Consider the following 15,570-nt stretch of genomic DNA (forward strand, 5'->3'; position numbering starts at 1 on the left):
AGAGGACGGTGATCTAGATTGTCACTATCCACGATTCATCAACAGTGAGGACATGCTCCGTGGCACGACCTACGCGCCCCTCCGCCGGCAATGCCGCGGACCCCGCCAAACCGGCTCGACCGCTGACGGTCAAGGAAGAGCGCCAAGAGCGACGGCAGGCGAAAGTTGCGGCATTCAAGCGGGAGCAGGTTCGCGCCAAACGTCGGCGTCGGCTGGCCGTCATCCTCAGCTCCGTGGCAGGTCTTGCCGTGGTCGGTCTCGTAGTGGGGTTTGTGATCACCGCCAACTCTTCGGATGCCGAAGCGCCTGCCGTCGACCTGAACGGCGTGCAGACGTGGGACGTACCCGGCGCGGTTCACGTGGATCCGAAGACCGTGGACTACAAGGGCGAATTCGGCATGGATCCCCCGGCGGGCGGCCCTCATTGGGCGGTGTGGCTCAACTGCGGCATCTACACCCAACCGCAGCAGAACGAGCGCGCCGTGCACGACCTGGAACACGGAGCGGTGTGGGTCACCTACAATGCGGACAAGGTTAAGGGGGAAGCGCTGGCCAAGCTGCGTGATCGGATTCCGGACACCTACGCTGTGCTGTCTCCGTACCCCGGCTTGGATGCCCCGGTGGTCGCCTCGGCGTGGGGAGCTCAGGTGAAGCTGACCGGTGTGGATGACAAGCGGCTCGATGAGTTCATCAAGAAATACTGGCAGTCGCCCGACGCCCCGGAGCCTGGCGCGCCCTGCACAGGAGGCGTGGATGGCCCAGGTCGAATCTGACCACCGCCTGCCCACCCGCCTGATCGTCGCCATCATTCTCGGCGCCGCCCTGTTGTTAGCGGTGGGCATCGGAGTCGGCCGGCTCAGTGTCCCGAACACCGCGATCCCCGACACCTTCAGTGCCGAGGCCGGCTTCGCGCGCGACATGCAGACCCACCACCTTCAGGCCGTGGAGCTGTCGATGATCATCCGGGACGCCACCGACGACCAGGAGATCAGGTCGCTGGCCTACGACATCGCCACCGCGCAGTCACAGCAGTCAGGTCAGATGCACGGCTGGCTGAATGTGTGGGGGCTGCCTCAGGCGGCACCGGAGCCGTCGATGACCTGGATAACCCGCCCCGCGCCCGGCGGCAGCGGCCATAGCCACGGCGCGCTGGGCAGCGGTCACGTTCCCGGTGCTCGGATGCCGGGCCTCGCGACCGACGATCAGCTGGCGCAGCTGCGGTCACTGACCGGCGTCGAGGCCGAGAAGCTTTTCCTGCAGCTGATGATCGCGCACCACAACGGCGGCATCGAGATGGCGGAGGCGGTGCTGGATCGCACCACCAACAAAACCGTCTCCTCGCTGGCGCGCGGCATGGTGAAGGCTCAACAGAGTGAGGTCGATTACATGGAGGGCTTGCTGGCCAGGCGGCGCTGACGCAGGTACTCGGCCCAGGTCAGCGGGCGCGCACCTGCTCCGTGTAGAGCCGCGCGTATTCGCCGCCGGCGGCGATGAGTTCGGCGTGGGTGCCGCGCTCCACCAGCCGGCCGGCCGCGATCACGAAGATGACGTCGGCATCCAGCACGGTGGACAGCCGATGCGCGATCGCGATCGTCGTCCGTCCGCGCGATGCGGCATCCAGTGCCTCCTGCACGATGCGTTCCGACACGGAATCAAGCGCGCTGGTCGCCTCGTCCAGGATGAGTACCGCGGGGTCCTTGAGCAGCACCCGGGCGATGGCGATGCGCTGCTTCTCTCCGCCGGAGAGCCGGTAGCCGCGCTCCCCCACGATCGTCGCATAGCCGTCGGGGAAGGAGCGAATAGTGTCGTGGATGTTCGCGGCTCTGGCGGCCGCCTCGAGTTCCGCGTTGCTCGCCTCGGGTTTGGCGTAGCGCAGGTTCTCGGCAATCGTGGCGTGGAAGAGGTAGGTCTCCTGGCTCACGATGCCGATGTTCGCCACGAGGGAGTCCTGCTCCAACTCGCGCACGTCGTCGCCGGCGAAGCGGATGCTGCCGCTGGTGGCCTCGTGGAAGCGCGGGATCAGATACGCGATCGTGGTCTTGCCCGCCCCGGACGGCCCGACGAAGGCCGCGAACTGGCCGGGTTCGATCGCGAACGAGACCCGCTTAAGTGTGGGCGGCGGCGCGACGCCGGCATCCGGGTAGGAGAACACCACGTCGTCGAACTCGACCCGGCCGAGCCGCGCCTCGTCCACCGGATGCGCGTTCGGCGCATCCACGATTGCCGGCTTCAGGTCAAGGTACTCGAAGATCCGGGCGAACAGTGCCTGCGAGGTCTGCAAATCGAGGGCGACCCGCATCAGCCCGAGCAGCGGGAACATCAGGCGGGCCTGCACCGTGGTGAATGCGACGATCGTGCCGGCGGTCACCGGCACCGAGCCGAGGATCAGCCAGGCAGCGACGAGGTACACCACGGCCGGAATGATGGCCAGGAAGATCTGCACCAGCGCGAAGAACCATTGGCCGCTCATCTGCTGTCGCACCTGCAGGTGGATTTGGTTGTCGTTCTCGGCGGCGTAGCGGCCCACCTCGGCGCCCTGCTGGTTGAAGCTCTTGGCCAGCAGGATTCCGGAGACCGACAGAGTCTCCTGAGTGATCGCGGTCATGTCGCTGAGCGACTCCTGCGTTTTGGTGGCAATGCGCGCCCGAACCCGGCCGACCCGTCGCTGGGCGGCGACGAGGATCGGCATGAGGATGACGGCGACCACGGTCAGCTGCCAGGACAGCAGCAGCATCGCCACGAACGCGGCGATCACGGTCACCGTGTTCCCCAGCACGCTGGAGACGGTGTTGGTGAGTACTCCGGCAACCCCACCGACATCGTTCTGCAGTCGAGACTGGATGATGCCGGTCTTCGTGTGCGTAAAAAACGCCAGTTCCATCCGCTGCAGATGGCGGAACAGCTTGACCCGCAGCGCGCCCATGACCTTGTTGCCCACCGTGGCGGTGAGCCAGGTCTGCCACACCCCGAGCGCGGCGGAGGAGACGTAGATGAGCACCATCAGCGAGACGATCTCGACCAGCACCGGCACATCGGGGCGACCGCCCCGCGGAAACAAGCCAAGGTCGAACGCGCTCTTGGTTAACAGCGGCGGCAACACGGACAGTCCGGCGCCGAGGATCACCAGCACCGCCGTGAGGATGAGCGCTCCGCGGTGCGGCAGGAACAGTTCACCGATTCGGCGCAGCAGGTGCGGCACGCGGGGCGCCGTGGCGTTGATGGCGCGCTGGGCCTGCGCGTCGCCGCTGCTGATGCGGCCACCGTGCCCGCCGCGCATCCCGCTCATCCCTTTATTATTCAGGGAACGGCTGGGTGCGGGGCTACTTGGTGGAGCCGGCCAGCAGCGCCGAGACGAAGTAACGCTGGAAGGCGAAGAAGACGATCAGCGGCACGATCATCGACAGGAACGCGCCCGAGGAGAGAATGTCGATGTTGGCGCCGAACTGGCGCAACTGCGACTGGATGGCCACGGTCACCGGCTGCGACGTGGCATTGGTGAAGATCAGCGCGACGAGCATGTCGTTCCAGGTCCAGAGGAACTGGAAGATCGCCAGGCTCGCGATAGCCGGCAGCCCGAGCGGCAGGATGATCCGACTGAAGATGCGCCACTCGTTCGCTCCGTCGATGCGGGCCGCCTCCAGCATCTCCCCGGGCACCTGGGTGAAGAAGTTGCGCAGCAGGAAGATCGCGAAGGGCAGGCCGTAAGCGGTGTGGAAGATGATCACCCCCACGATCGACCCGAACAAGCCGATGCTGCCGTACAGTTTCGCGATCGGGATCAGTGACACCTGAAGCGGCACGGCGAGCAGCACGATCACCACGACCAGCAACCAATCCCGGCCAGGGAACCGGATCCACGCGAACGCGTACCCGGCGAGCGCCCCGATGATCACCACCAGCACGGTGGCCGGCAGCGTGATCGCGATCGTGTTGACGAACGAGCCCATGAACTGCGCGTTGCCGAGCAGATTGGCATAGTTGTCGACGGTCAACTCGGCCGGCTTGGTGAACACCGTCCACCAACCGGATGCGCTGTTGTCGGTGCTGGAACGCAGTGACGCCAAGAACAGCCCGATCGTTGGCACCAGCCAGAACACCGCGACGATGATGAGCACGATGTTGACGACGCCCTTGCCGAAGAACTCGGCGATGCGGCCGCCCACGCCGCGCTTCGGCCGAACCATCGTCAGTTCGGTCATTGCTCCCGCTCCATCCTGAACCGTCGCACGTTAATGATCATGAACGGAAGCACGAGCACCAGCAGGAGGATGGCCAGCGCGCTGCCAAGACCCTGATCATTGCCGCCGCCGAAGGAGACGGACCACAACTGCACGGCAATCACCGTCGCGGAGGGCAGCGAGGAGCCCGGTGGGATCACATAGACAAGATCGAATATCTTCAGCACGTTGATGATGAGCGTGATGAAGACGACGATCAACACGGGAGCCAGCAGCGGCGCGGTGATCCGGCGGAACACTTGCCACTCATTCGCACCGTCCATCCGTGCGGCCTCCTGCAAGGAGACATCCATGGCCGACAAGCCGGATGCGATCATCACCATAGAAAAGCCCGCCCAGATCCAGACGTAGGCCAGGATGATGACCGCGGTGACCAGACTCGGACCGAGCCAGGAGACACCGGAATATGGGGCGGTGAAGTTCGACGCCGGCAGCCCGATATTGTAACTGCCGGACTTCAGTCCATCGATGACGTAGGTGCCGTTGTCGGCGGTGGTCGCCGAGGCAACCACCGTTCCCGAGGAGTCCACGGCGTTGACCACCACCCCGGGCAGCCCCTTCTTCCCGTCACCCAGCTCTCCTGCGGTACCTCCTCCCCCTCTGACGAAGTCAAGCCAGACGGTGCCGGAAATCTGATCGCCGGCCGGATTGGCGGCGTCCACCGCGTCTTTCGCACTACTCGGCACCGTGTTTTGGAGGATTCCGACGAGCGGGAAATCCTGCGTGCTGCCGACATCGACGGGCCCGGAGGTCAGCACGCCACGATCCGCCACGGTGAGATTGGTGTTCTCCCGAGGCCGGGCGCCGGGATAGGCCGCCCCGCCGGAGAAGGCGCTGTGTACCGCGACCAGGCCGGCATTCACCGCCCCGAGATTGGGGTTCTCCTGGAACAGCGTGCGGAAGATGACCCCGGAGGCGACCATCGAAATCGCCATCGGCATGAAGATGATCAGCTTGAACGCGGTAGCCCACTTGATCCGGTTCATCAGCACGGCGAAGATCAGTCCGAGGATGGTGCAGGTGATCGGCGCCACGATCACCCAGATGATGTTGTTGCGGATCGAGATGAACGTCGCCGGATCGGTGAACATCGTGACGTAGTTTGCTCCGCCGACGAAGTGGGAGCCGCTCGCGTCATACAGCGAGCGCACCAGCGAGTAGATGACGGGGTATCCGATGAGGAATCCGAGCAGCACCAGCGCCGGCGCAAGGAAGATCAGCGCCGTGACCAGCTTGCGGCGGCCCCCGGCGCGGGGAAGGCGGCCGTTCCGTTCCAACCCGGAATCGGTGCCCTCCCCGCCGGCCAAGATCGCCGGCGCGGCTTGCCCAGTGGACACGCCGGCCCGTTCAGCCCGTGTACGCGGACGCCGCAGCCGCCTCAAGCGCGGCCGCCGTGCCCTGGATGTCGCTGGGGTTGTTGTAGAAGTCGATCAGGATCTTCCATTCACCCGAACCCGGCGTGCCACCGAACGCGCTCGGCGCCTGGTCGGACATGTCAAAGCGGAAGGTCTTTGCTCCCACCAGCGCCTCGGCGATCTGCCGCGAGGTGTCATCCGGGTAGTCGCCGGTGTCGACGGCCTTGTTGGGCGAGGTGAATCCACCCAGCTTCACCCAGATGGACGCCGCCTCCGGCGACGCAAGGTAGGTCATCAGCGCAGCGGCGCCCTTGTTGTCCTTCAACTGGATGGCTGCGTTACCGCCGCCGACGACCGCAGGGTCCGAGCCGTTGATCGACGGGAAGTCGTAGAACTTGGCGTCGGTTCCGATCTTGGCTTTCGTCTGTGAGGTGATGTTCCCCGCGACAAAGTCACCTTCGTACACCGTGCCGGCCTTGGGTGGATCGCCGAACACCTCGGTCACCGAGTCCCCGAAGGTGCGCTGTGCGCCGCCGGGCTCGAGGATCGTGGTGTCGCTCCAGAGCTTGGACAGCACGGTCAACGCCTCGATCACCGACGGATCGGTCCACGGGATCTCGTGCTTGGTGAGCTGGTCGTACTTGTCCGGCCCTGCCGTGCGCAGGTACACGTTCTCGAACCAGTCGGACAGCGGCCAGCCGACGTCCGCGCCAACCGACAGACCGGCGACGCCGGAGTCGGAGACGAGTTTCAACTGCGCAACGAAGTCATCCCACGTCTTGGGCACTTTCGCCCCGGCATTGTCGTACACCGAGGTGTTGTACCAGACCGTCGACTTGTTCGATCCCTTGAACCACACTCCGTAGGCCTTGCCGTCCACGGAACCCAGGTCGACCCAGTCTTTCGAGAAGTTCTTGTTCACGGCGTCGAGTGTGTCTTTGGACAGCTCGATCAGGCTGCCGCCCTTGACCAGCGACTGCAGCAGCCCAGGCTGCGGGATCACCGCGACGTCGGGCGGGTCACCGCCGGCGATCTTCGTGTTGAGCGTGGTCGCGACGTTGCTTCCATAGCTGGTGTAATTCACCGTGGCGCCGGTGTTCTTGCTGAAGGCGTCGAGTACTTTTTCGAAGTTGGCCTGCTCAGCGCCGGACCAGTCGGCTGCGACGTTGAGGGTGACGCCCTTGAGCTCTGCTCCCCCACCACCGCTCGTGCCGGGGGTCGGCGTGCCCGAACTGCAGCCGGTGAGGATCATCCCGACGGCCCCGATCGTGGCGATGGGAGCCAGTAGGCGGCGATGGAAGGTGGAAAGCATGGCTTCTCCTCGATGTCTCTCGGATGCGCAGTGGCATGAGCCAGGACGCCACTGGAAGACATCACGCTAGGCGTGAGGGGGAGGTCTGAAAAGGGGTAGTTTTCGCCGATTCGTCGAGATTTACCCAATCGTTACCGATGGCGAGTGGGCAGCCCCGTCGCCGGGACTGCCCACTGCGCGTTACCAGCGAAGCGGGGTTCGGGGCACCCGCTCCCTTCACCCGCACCAAACATCTGCCATTGGCTAGCCAGAGGGTAAGACTGTCTAGAATTTCGCGGACGTGGTGTGGTGAGCACGGCACTGGTATCAACAATCGGGGGGCCGATGTGTGATGTCCTCATTATGGCGGACACGAACAATCCGGCACAAGACTTTTTTGGGAGATCTTCACGAAAAATCCCCCGGCCGAATTCGGCCGGGGGATTTCGCGAATGTAGCTGTTCCGGCGCCGCTGGGCGCCTCAGGCTCGCTACTTGAGGGTGACGGTGGCGCCCGCCTCTTCGAGCTGGGCCTTGGCCTTCTCGGCGTTCTCCTTGTTCGCGCCTTCCAGCACGACCTTCGGTGCGCCGTCGACGAGGGCCTTGGCCTCTCCGAGGCCGAGGCTGGTGAGGGTGCGCACCTCCTTGATGACCTGGATCTTCTTGTCGCCAACGGCCTCGAGCACGACGTCGAAGGAATCCTTCTCCTCGACCTCTTCCGCGGCGGCCGCACCGTTGCCGGCGGCGGCAACGGCCACGGGGGCGGCTGCGGTGACCTCGAAGGTCTCCTCGAACTTCTTCACGAACTCGTTGAGCTCGATGAGGGTCAGGTCCTTGAATGCGTCAAGCAGCTGGTCAGTTGTCAGTTTTGCCATGATGTTCTCCTTGTATTACGTGTGAAACGTTGTGGACTGGTTCGCGCCGCTACTGCGCTTCTTGCTTCGCGCGCAGCGCATCGACCGTGCGAACGGCCTTCGACAGCGGCGCGTTGAACAGGTACGCGGCACCGAACAGCGACGCCTTGAAGGCGCCAGCCAGCTTGGCCAGCAGCACCTCCCGGCTTTCGAGCTCGGCGAGATCGTTCACCCCGGCGGCGGTCAGAGGGTTACCGTCGAAGTAACCGCTCTTGATCACGAGCAGGGGGTTTGCCTTGGTGAAGTCGCGCAGTGCCTTCGCGACGGTGACCGGGTCACCGTGAACGAAAGCGATGGCGGACGGGCCGGCCAGGTCGTCGTCAAACGAACTGATCCCTGCCGCGTTGGCCGCGATTTTGGTGAGCGTGTTCTTCACCACGGCGTATGTTGCGTGCTCACTGATCGACATCCGCAGCTGCTTGAGCTGGGCGACGGTGAGACCGCGATACTCGGTGAGCAGTACGGCGTTCGAGCTGCGGAACTTCTCCGTGAGCTCAGCGACCGAAGCTTCCTTGTTCGCCATGGCACTCCTTCTGGTTAGTGACAGCAGGCGGAGCGCACATAAAAAATGCTCCGGCGCAAGGGCACGGAGCTGGACAACCTTGCCGACTGGTCAGCAGCCGGCAATCAACTTCACACACCTGCGCGGGCCTTCGCATGAGCGAACCTTCGATCGACGCATCCGTCGTTCCGAAGAACAACAGGGCGCCGAAAACCTGCGGTCTTTGGCTCCGGTAAGACTATCGGGTCAGTTCTCCTCCGCGCAAACCGGTGCCGGCGGGGTCTCCGGCACAGTGACCGCCTCCGGTGCCGGCGCCTGGCGATTGGAGCGGACTCGCCGACGGTCCGGCAGGAGGACGAAGGTCGCCAGAAGCACCACCACGACGCCGAGGGTGATGCCGGCGATCAGCAGTCCTTGGTTCACCGGGGTGGCCGGTGTCGGCGCGGCCGCGCGAGAGAGGCTGGCCTGGTAGTCCTGCACCGGCGTCGGCGTCCGCACGCCGGACGTTCCGGTGACCAGCGGGGTCAGCACGCCCTCCGCGAGGGCGAACCAGGCCGAGTGGTCCTGATCGTGCAGCAGTGTCGCATCCGCCGGCAGCGCCGCTATCGCGGACACGATGCGCGAACCGGCGGTGAAGTCGGCCAGCTCTGGCAGGTTGGTTGCCGGGTTGATCCACACGATGGCCAAGCCCAGCGGCCGGTCCTTGACCCGGACGGGTGCCACCCAGCTGTTGGTCAATTGAGTCGGAATCTTCGTGTGTGTTCCGGCCAGGAACGGGGCCGTCCACTCGCGAACTCGTGAGATATGACCGGCCTTGGTATCGGCGACCGAACCGGCATCGGGGCCGTACAGGTCGATCAGTCGCGGGACGAGGCCGGCGGTGAAGTACTCGCTGACCTGCTCTGGCACCGGATCGGCGTCGGCCCGGGCCGGCATGGCGCCGAACACCGCCGTGAGCAGGGCAATCCCGAACACGATCAGTCCGGCGACGATTCGATATCGCGGCACCGGCGTCGCCTGCGCCCCAGTGCCGCGAAGAAGATCAGGCATGGTCACGCCAAGAGTGCTGCGGGTCGTATCCCAGCACCCTTCGCGCTTTGTCGATGGACAGCAGCGTCTCGTGCTCGCCAAGAGTCTTTCTGACCTCGACATCCGGGAACACTTCGGCGGCCAGACTGGTGCTGGAGCGGCTCATGACGGTGTCCTCCGCGGCGATGATGTAGGTGTCGAACCCGCGTTTGTGCAGTTCCAGGGCCTTCGCCACCGCCTGGGCGCCGTCGCGCGCATCGATGTAGCCCCAGAGATTCCACTTGCGGATGCCCGGGTCAGCGTCGAAGTCATCGAACGCCGCATAGTCCTCCGGGACCATGACATTGGAGAATCGCAGCGCGGTAATGCTCAGCTCCGGATCCCAGCGGACAAGCTTGGACGCCAACTCCTCCTCGAGATGCTTCGTCAGCGCATACACCGACTCCGGGCGGGACGGGTATTGCTCGTCTACCGGAAGGTAGGGCGGCGGCACATCGAACGGGATGCCGAGCAGCGTCTCGCTGGCGGCGTAGACGATGGTCTTGATCCCGGCCCGGCGACAACCTTGGAACACATTGAAGGTCGCCAGCATGTTGTTGTGGAAGGTTTGCGCATCCGCCAGGATGCCACCGGCGGGGGCCGCGGCGAGGTGCACGACGGCGTCCAGGCCGTTGTGACGATCGTTGATGCCGAACAAGGCGTCGACGGTCTGTCCGTAGTCGGTGAGGTCGATCTGGGTGAAGCCCGGTCCGCGCTCGCCCACGGCATCGAGCACGTGAACGGCGTGCCCCGCCTCTTTCAGCACGCGCACGACGGTGCTGCCCAGTTTTCCGGAGCCTCCGGTTACAGCAATTCGCATTCGGGTTCCTCACACTGCACGGGTAGTGCCAGTGTGGCACGATCCCGGCACCACAGAGGCGGCGACAGGCTACCGGCCGCCAGCCAGCGGAAGTTCCACGCGGAAGACCGTGTCGCCGGGCACGCTGGTCACCGATACGGTTCCGCCGTGGCTGGCGACCACGGCGCGCACGATCGCGAGGCCGAGCCCTGTCGAGCCGGTGGCCCTCGAGCGGGAACGCTCACCGCGCGCGAACCGCTCGAACAGCACCGCCCGGATGTCATCGGGGATTCCGGGGCCATTGTCGGCGACAGCGATGACCGCGGTTGCCTCGCCGGTGCCGAGCGTGACGGTGACCTGGGTGCCCGCTGGAGTGTGGATCCTCGCGTTGGCCAGCAGGTTCATGACGACCTGGTGCAGCCGCGTCGCGTCTCCGCTGACCACGACCGGGGCATCCGGTACGTCGAGGCGCCATTCATGCTCCCCTCCGGCGGCGTGCGCGTCACTGACCGCGTTGACCAGCAGTGGACCCAGATCGACCGGGGCGCGCTGCAGGTCGCGGCCTTCATCGAGACGTGCCAGCAGGAGCAGGTCCTCCACGAGTGACGTCATCCGCACCGCCTCGGATTCCACCCGGCCAATCGAGTGCACCACGTCGTCGGGCAACACGTAGTCTCCACGCCGGGTGAGTTCGGCATACCCGCGGATCGACGCGAGCGGTGTGCGCAATTCGTGACTCGCATCCGCTACGAACTGCCGCACCTTGTTCTCGCTCGCCTGGCGGGCGGTGAGGGCGGAGGCGACGTGGTCGATCATCCGGTTGATGGCGGCGCCGACCTTGCCGACCTCGGTGCTCGGGTCGGCGTCGCGCTCCGGCACGCGCACAGCCAGCGCGACCTCGCCGCGGTCGAGCGGGAGGGCCGACACGTCCGAGGCGGTCTGGACCACGCGGTCGAGCGGACGCAAGGCCAGACGCACGATGGCGGTGCCGCCCACGGCGGCGAGCGCGAGCGCGGCGGCCGTGACCAACGCGATCACCACGACGAGTCGCACGAGGGTGGCCTGCACTTCCCCCATCGGCAGCCCGGTGACCAGGAGCGCATCCGCCGCGATGCGATTCACCGCGACGCGGTAGTCCCCCAGCCCGCCGCCCAGGCCGACCGTTGCGGGTTTGCCGTCGGCGTGGACGGTGAGTAACCGGGAGATCTGCTCGGCGGACAACGCATGCTCCGCACCGGACGCATCCAACACCCCGGCGACGCTGCCGCGGCTGGTGATCACGGCGCCGAGCATCTCGGGACGTTGCCCCGGCAGGGTGAGAAAGCCCGGGGTGGCCACCGAGGCGTCCGGCTCACCGACCACCTGCCGAGACCGTCCGGTGGTGGACGTGAGCTGGCTGTCCAGCCGATCAAGCAGGAAACCCTGCAGCGCAAGCACTCCCACCGTGCCGATGATGATGCTGGTCACCGCCAGCAGTCCGACGACGCTGACGACGAGCCGGCGGCGCAGGGTCCAGCCGGCGGGGTGGAGAACTGCTCGCATCCGGTGCGACGGCGGATACGGCACCGGCGGTGCGGCATCCATCATCCAGGCGCCTTGATCATGTAGCCAACACCGCGCACGGTACGGATCATCGGCTTCTCGCCGGCGTCGATCTTCTTGCGCAGGTAGGAGATGTAGATCTCGACGATGCTCGACCTGCCGCCGAAGTCGTAGCTCCACACCCGATCGAGGATCTGCATCCGGCTCATCACCCGCCTAGGGTTCCGCATGAGAAAACGGAGCAGTTCGAATTCTGTGGCGGTCAACTCGATCTGCCGATCAGCGCGGCGCACCTCATAGCTTTCCTCGTTGAGCACGAGATCTCCCACCTGCAGCAGCGGGTCGACGGTCTCGGACACGACGGTGGTGGAGCGGCGGATCAGCCCGCGCAGCCTGGCCACCAGTTCCTCGAGGCTGAACGGTTTGGTGACGTAGTCGTCCCCGCCGGCGGTGAGCCCGGCGATCCGGTCGTCCAAGGAATCCTTCGCGGTGAGGAAGAGCACCGGGATGTCGGTGCCGTCGGCACGCAGCCGGCTGAGTACGCGCATCCCGTCCAGGTCGGGCAGCATGATGTCGAGGACAACGACGTCGGGCCGGAACTCCCGAATCAGACTCAGCGCGCTGTGTCCGTCGGCAGCGCTGCGCACCTCCCAGCCCTCGTAACGCAGCGCCATCGACAGCAAATCGGTCAGCGATGCCTCGTCGTCCACCACGACGACACGAACCGGGGAACCGTCGCGGCGCCGGAACCGGGCGCTGGCCGGCGCGACAGCATCCTCTACGCTCATGCCTTCCAACTATCGCCAGAATTCTGAGAGAAGACTATGAGCCTGCTGGGTTTCTCACCGGTGGTTTGGCGCTGAACGCGGCATCGAAGGAGGCGGCCGGCAGCTCCCAGAGCAGCGAGCGGATGTACTGCAGCGCCTCCTTGGCGCCGTGCAGGCGGTCCATCCCGGCGTCTTCCCACTCGATGGAAATCGGCCCGGCGTAGCCGATCGACCGCAGTGCGCGGAACGCGTCCTCCCAGGGCACGTCGCCGTGGCCGGTCGAGACGAAGTCCCACCCGCGTCGCGGGTCGCCCCACGCCAGGTGCGAACCGAGGATGCCGCCGCGGCCGGTCTGAGGCCGCAGCCGGGTGTCCTTGCAGTCCACATGGTAGATCCGGTCGGCGAAGTCGACGATGAAGCCGACGGTGTCGATGCCCTGCCAGATCAGGTGGCTCGGGTCCCAGTTGAACCCGAACGCGTTCCGGTGATCGATGGCCTCCAGCGTGCGCACGCTCGTCCAGTAGTCGTAGGCGATTTCGCTCGGATGCACTTCGTGGGCGTAGCGCACACCCTCGCCGTCGAACACGTCGAGGATGGGGTTCCATCGATCGGCGAAGTCCTGGTAGCCGGCGTCGATGATCGACGCGGGCACCGGGGGGAACATCGCCACATACCGCCAGATGCTGGAGCCGGTGAAGCCGACCACCGTGTCGACGCCCAGTTTCCTGGCCACCTTGGCGGTGAGTTTCAGTTCCTCGGCAGCGCGCTGACGCACTCCTTCGGCCTCACCGCCGCCCCACACCCTGGGGCCCACGATGGCCTGGTGACGGAAGTCGATCGGGTCGTCGCACACCGCCTGGCCAGCCAGATGGTTGGAGATCGCGAACACCTGGAGGTTGTAACGGGCCAGAAGGTCGAGCCGCCCCTTCAGATAGGCGTCGTCCTCGGCGGCACGCCAGATATCCAGATGCTCCCCCGAACAGGCGATCTCCAGGCCGTCGTATCCCCAGTCGCTGGCGTATTTCGCGACTTGTTCCAGCGTTAGGTCGGCCCATTGTCCGGTGAACAGGGTGACCGGGTGGGTTGTTTCCGTCATGTCAATCGTGTCCCTTCGTTTCGTCACATCGCTCCGGCACCAGGGTGGCGGCTCTGGGATCCCACTCTTCCTCGAGGGCCGGGGCGATCTGCACGGTGCTGGTGATGTCGACACTGTCGTGACGCTCGCCGGATTCGATCGTGGAGGCCATCACATCGAGCACGTGGAAGCCGAGTTCCCCGGATGCGCGCTCCGGGCGGCCGGCACGGATGGCCCTGGCCAGTTCGACGACCCCGATGCCGCGGCTGGTCGTGGTGCCCTTCGCCGGCCAGGTGGTGATCTCGTCCCCACTGCGATGCACCGAAATATCGCCGTCGAAGAAGTTGGGGTCCGGAACGACCATGCTGCCGTCGACTCCGGCGATCTCGAACTGGGTTCGGCGGATGTTCGAGTCGAAACTGAACACGCTCTGCGCGCTCTGACCGCCGGCGAACTCGTAGAGCGCCCCGACATGCGTCGGCACCGTCACGTCGAAGCTCTCGCCGGACCGCGGACCCGAGGCGATGGTGCGCCGCATCCTCGACCTGGAGGTTCCGGCGCTCACCCGGGAGATCGGCCCGAAGAATTGGACCAGAGCGGTGATGTAGTACGGGCCGACGTCGAACAGGGGACCGGCGCCGTCCTGGAAGAGGAAGTCCGGGCTCGGATGCCACAGTTCCGGTCCGGGGTTCTGCATGAGCGTCAGTGCGGTGAGCGGCGTCCCGATCTCGCCGCTTTCCACCAGGCGCCGAGCCGATTGCAGGCCGGCGCCGAGGAACGTGTCCGGAGCGGATGCGGCGCGCAGTCCGGCGGCGTGGGCTGCGTCGAGCAGTTCCCTTCCGCTCGCCCTGGTGATCGCGAACGGCTTCTCGCCCCAGACGTTTTTGCCGGCCGCGAGCACCTGGAGAGCGACCTCAACGTGCACCTTGGGAATCGTGATGTTCACCACGATCTCGATGCCGTCATCGGCGAGCAGTTCGGCAACCGATCCGAAACCCGGGACGCCGAACGCGGCGGCCTGGGCCTGCGCCCTGGGCTGGTCGATGTCGGCAATGAACCGCACGTCGAGGTCGGGAAAGGCCGTGAGGTTCTTCAGATATTGGGTGCTGATCACGCCGGCGCCGATGACGCCGACGCCGACCGCGCCGGTGTCCATCACGCGGCCGTCCCGGTGGTGAGGAACGCGAGGCTGTCGGCGATGGCCTGGAATCGGTCGCCTCGGGAGTCGTCCAGTTCGATGACCCGCAAGGCGTCGGGGGCTGAGGCGATGATGTCCCAGATCGCCAGCGAACCGGCACCGACGGCGACCTGGTCCTTCGTGTCCGGTGTTCCCGGGCCGTCCTTGATGTGCAGCGCCTGCACCCGTCCGCCCAGGTTGTCGAGTACCGTCACCGGGTCCTGGCCGGCCACCGCGACCCAGTAGGTGTCCACTTCGAGCATCACCGCGTCATCCAGTGCGTCGGCGAACACCTCAAGGGCGGGTCGGCCCTCCAGCAGGATCGACAGCTCGTGGGAGTGGTTGTGGTACCCGACGCGCACGCCATGCTGGGCGCCGACCTTCGCCGCCGCGCCCAGCTCTGCGGCCACCGCGCGCACGCTCTCGAGGCTCCTCCAGCGTTCCGGCTCGACATAGGGTTCGATGACGGTGCCGATCCCGAGTTCTCGCGCCGCGGCAAAGACGGAGCCGGCATCGCGGCCGACGAAGTGGGCATGGGTGGTCGGCGCGGTCAACCCCGCCGCCCGTAGCGCCGAACCGAGACCACCGAACGCCGTGAAGTTGTACGGTTCGACGAGGGTGAAACCCATCCCGGCGATGCGCTCCAGCGTGCCCTGCAGATCCGCCTCCAACGCTTCGCGCACCGTGTAGAGCTGGACGGACGGCTGGGACCTGGTCATGATTCTCCTCGGATGCCGCCGCGACGGCGCGGCGACACTTTCCCATCATCGCCCCAGACAGCGGCCACAGCCCTGAACTGCTGGGCTCATTCGCGGACGGGCCGGCGTCGAGCCGCCCCGTGGC

At 65.9% G+C, this 15,570-nt stretch carries 15 protein-coding genes; 2 read left to right on the forward strand and 13 right to left on the reverse strand.

Annotation, left to right across the window (positions count from 1 at the left end; translation table 11 throughout):
• The first annotated feature begins 59 nt into the window (after positions 1–59).
• The gene (locus tag ABFX56_RS06800) at positions 60–773 is read left to right on the forward strand and encodes a thioredoxin-like domain-containing protein (RefSeq protein ID WP_346232499.1); all 714 of its coding nucleotides are present in this window, start codon (positions 60–62) and stop codon (positions 771–773) included.
• Positions 754–1,416, forward strand: a complete 663-nt coding sequence (locus ABFX56_RS06805) for a DUF305 domain-containing protein (protein ID WP_346232500.1) — start codon at positions 754–756, stop codon at positions 1,414–1,416. The genes ABFX56_RS06800 and ABFX56_RS06805 overlap by 20 nt, the downstream gene beginning before the upstream one ends.
• 19 nt (positions 1,417–1,435) lie before the next feature.
• Here ABFX56_RS06805 and ABFX56_RS06810 read toward each other — a convergent pair whose 3' ends face one another.
• From ABFX56_RS06810 to ABFX56_RS06870, 13 genes are all read right to left on the reverse strand, one after another.
• Positions 1,436–3,286, reverse strand: a complete 1,851-nt coding sequence (locus ABFX56_RS06810) for an ABC transporter ATP-binding protein (RefSeq protein ID WP_346232501.1) — start codon at positions 3,284–3,286, stop codon at positions 1,436–1,438.
• Between the two features lie 34 nt (positions 3,287–3,320).
• Complete coding sequence (locus ABFX56_RS06815; RefSeq protein WP_346232502.1) at positions 3,321–4,199, reverse strand: carbohydrate ABC transporter permease; 879 nt, start codon at positions 4,197–4,199, stop codon at positions 3,321–3,323.
• Positions 4,196–5,575: an ABC transporter permease subunit gene (locus ABFX56_RS06820; protein ID WP_346232503.1), complete on the reverse strand. Its 1,380-nt coding sequence runs from the start codon at positions 5,573–5,575 to the stop codon at positions 4,196–4,198. The genes ABFX56_RS06815 and ABFX56_RS06820 overlap by 4 nt, the downstream gene beginning before the upstream one ends.
• A 10-nt stretch (positions 5,576–5,585) precedes the next feature.
• Positions 5,586–6,905, reverse strand: coding sequence for an ABC transporter substrate-binding protein (locus ABFX56_RS06825; protein ID WP_346232504.1), 1,320 nt, complete (start codon positions 6,903–6,905; stop codon positions 5,586–5,588).
• Between the two features lie 469 nt (positions 6,906–7,374).
• Positions 7,375–7,758, reverse strand: coding sequence for a 50S ribosomal protein L7/L12 (rplL, locus tag ABFX56_RS06830; RefSeq protein ID WP_346232505.1), 384 nt, complete (start codon positions 7,756–7,758; stop codon positions 7,375–7,377).
• Between the two features lie 49 nt (positions 7,759–7,807).
• Positions 7,808–8,320 carry a 50S ribosomal protein L10 gene (gene rplJ / locus ABFX56_RS06835; protein WP_346232506.1) on the reverse strand — a complete coding sequence of 171 codons (513 nt, stop codon included), beginning with the start codon at positions 8,318–8,320 and terminating at the stop codon, positions 7,808–7,810.
• 225 nt (positions 8,321–8,545) lie between these two features.
• A complete protein-coding gene (locus ABFX56_RS06840) occupies positions 8,546–9,349 on the reverse strand; it encodes a hypothetical protein (RefSeq protein ID WP_346232507.1) in 804 nt (267 codons plus the stop codon).
• Positions 9,342–10,187: an NAD-dependent epimerase/dehydratase family protein gene (locus ABFX56_RS06845; protein WP_346232508.1), complete on the reverse strand. Its 846-nt coding sequence runs from the start codon at positions 10,185–10,187 to the stop codon at positions 9,342–9,344. The genes ABFX56_RS06840 and ABFX56_RS06845 overlap by 8 nt, the downstream gene beginning before the upstream one ends.
• Positions 10,188–10,256: 69 nt before the next feature.
• Positions 10,257–11,753 carry a sensor histidine kinase gene (locus ABFX56_RS06850; RefSeq protein WP_346232509.1) on the reverse strand — a complete coding sequence of 499 codons (1,497 nt, stop codon included), beginning with the start codon at positions 11,751–11,753 and terminating at the stop codon, positions 10,257–10,259.
• A complete protein-coding gene (locus ABFX56_RS06855) occupies positions 11,750–12,496 on the reverse strand; it encodes a response regulator transcription factor (RefSeq protein ID WP_346232510.1) in 747 nt (248 codons plus the stop codon). The genes ABFX56_RS06850 and ABFX56_RS06855 overlap by 4 nt, the downstream gene beginning before the upstream one ends.
• A gap of 34 nt (positions 12,497–12,530) precedes the next feature.
• On the reverse strand, positions 12,531–13,571 hold the full coding sequence (locus ABFX56_RS06860) for a sugar phosphate isomerase/epimerase family protein (RefSeq protein WP_346232511.1): 1,041 nt from the start codon (positions 13,569–13,571) through the stop codon (positions 12,531–12,533).
• 1 nt (position 13,572) lies between these two features.
• Positions 13,573–14,706, reverse strand: a complete 1,134-nt coding sequence (locus tag ABFX56_RS06865) for a Gfo/Idh/MocA family protein (protein WP_346233167.1) — start codon at positions 14,704–14,706, stop codon at positions 13,573–13,575.
• Positions 14,706–15,446 carry a sugar phosphate isomerase/epimerase family protein gene (locus ABFX56_RS06870; RefSeq protein WP_346232512.1) on the reverse strand — a complete coding sequence of 247 codons (741 nt, stop codon included), beginning with the start codon at positions 15,444–15,446 and terminating at the stop codon, positions 14,706–14,708. The genes ABFX56_RS06865 and ABFX56_RS06870 overlap by 1 nt, the downstream gene beginning before the upstream one ends.
• Positions 15,447–15,570 lie beyond the last annotated feature (124 nt).

This window comes from Parafrigoribacterium mesophilum (assembly GCF_039652555.1).
Classification (GTDB): domain Bacteria; phylum Actinomycetota; class Actinomycetes; order Actinomycetales; family Microbacteriaceae; genus Parafrigoribacterium; species Parafrigoribacterium mesophilum.

Bases quoted from the DNA above. Each gene is read 5' to 3' on its own strand.
- ABFX56_RS06805 (WP_346232500.1), top strand. From the start codon at position 754: ATGGCCCAGGTCGAATCTGACCACCGCCTGCCCACCCGCCTGATCGTC.
- ABFX56_RS06810 (WP_346232501.1), bottom strand. From the start codon at position 3,286: ATGAGCGGGATGCGCGGCGGGCACGGTGGCCGCATCAGCAGCGGCGAC.
- ABFX56_RS06815 (WP_346232502.1), bottom strand. From the start codon at position 4,199: ATGACCGAACTGACGATGGTTCGGCCGAAGCGCGGCGTGGGCGGCCGC.
- ABFX56_RS06825 (WP_346232504.1), bottom strand. From the start codon at position 6,905: ATGCTTTCCACCTTCCATCGCCGCCTACTGGCTCCCATCGCCACGATC.
- rplL (WP_346232505.1), bottom strand. From the start codon at position 7,758: ATGGCAAAACTGACAACTGACCAGCTGCTTGACGCATTCAAGGACCTG.
- rplJ (WP_346232506.1), bottom strand. From the start codon at position 8,320: ATGGCGAACAAGGAAGCTTCGGTCGCTGAGCTCACGGAGAAGTTCCGC.
- ABFX56_RS06840 (WP_346232507.1), bottom strand. From the start codon at position 9,349: ATGCCTGATCTTCTTCGCGGCACTGGGGCGCAGGCGACGCCGGTGCCG.
- ABFX56_RS06845 (WP_346232508.1), bottom strand. From the start codon at position 10,187: ATGCGAATTGCTGTAACCGGAGGCTCCGGAAAACTGGGCAGCACCGTC.
- ABFX56_RS06850 (WP_346232509.1), bottom strand. From the start codon at position 11,753: ATGATGGATGCCGCACCGCCGGTGCCGTATCCGCCGTCGCACCGGATG.
- ABFX56_RS06855 (WP_346232510.1), bottom strand. From the start codon at position 12,496: ATGAGCGTAGAGGATGCTGTCGCGCCGGCCAGCGCCCGGTTCCGGCGC.
- ABFX56_RS06860 (WP_346232511.1), bottom strand. From the start codon at position 13,571: ATGACGGAAACAACCCACCCGGTCACCCTGTTCACCGGACAATGGGCC.
- ABFX56_RS06865 (WP_346233167.1), bottom strand. From the start codon at position 14,706: ATGGACACCGGCGCGGTCGGCGTCGGCGTCATCGGCGCCGGCGTGATC.
- ABFX56_RS06870 (WP_346232512.1), bottom strand. From the start codon at position 15,446: ATGACCAGGTCCCAGCCGTCCGTCCAGCTCTACACGGTGCGCGAAGCG.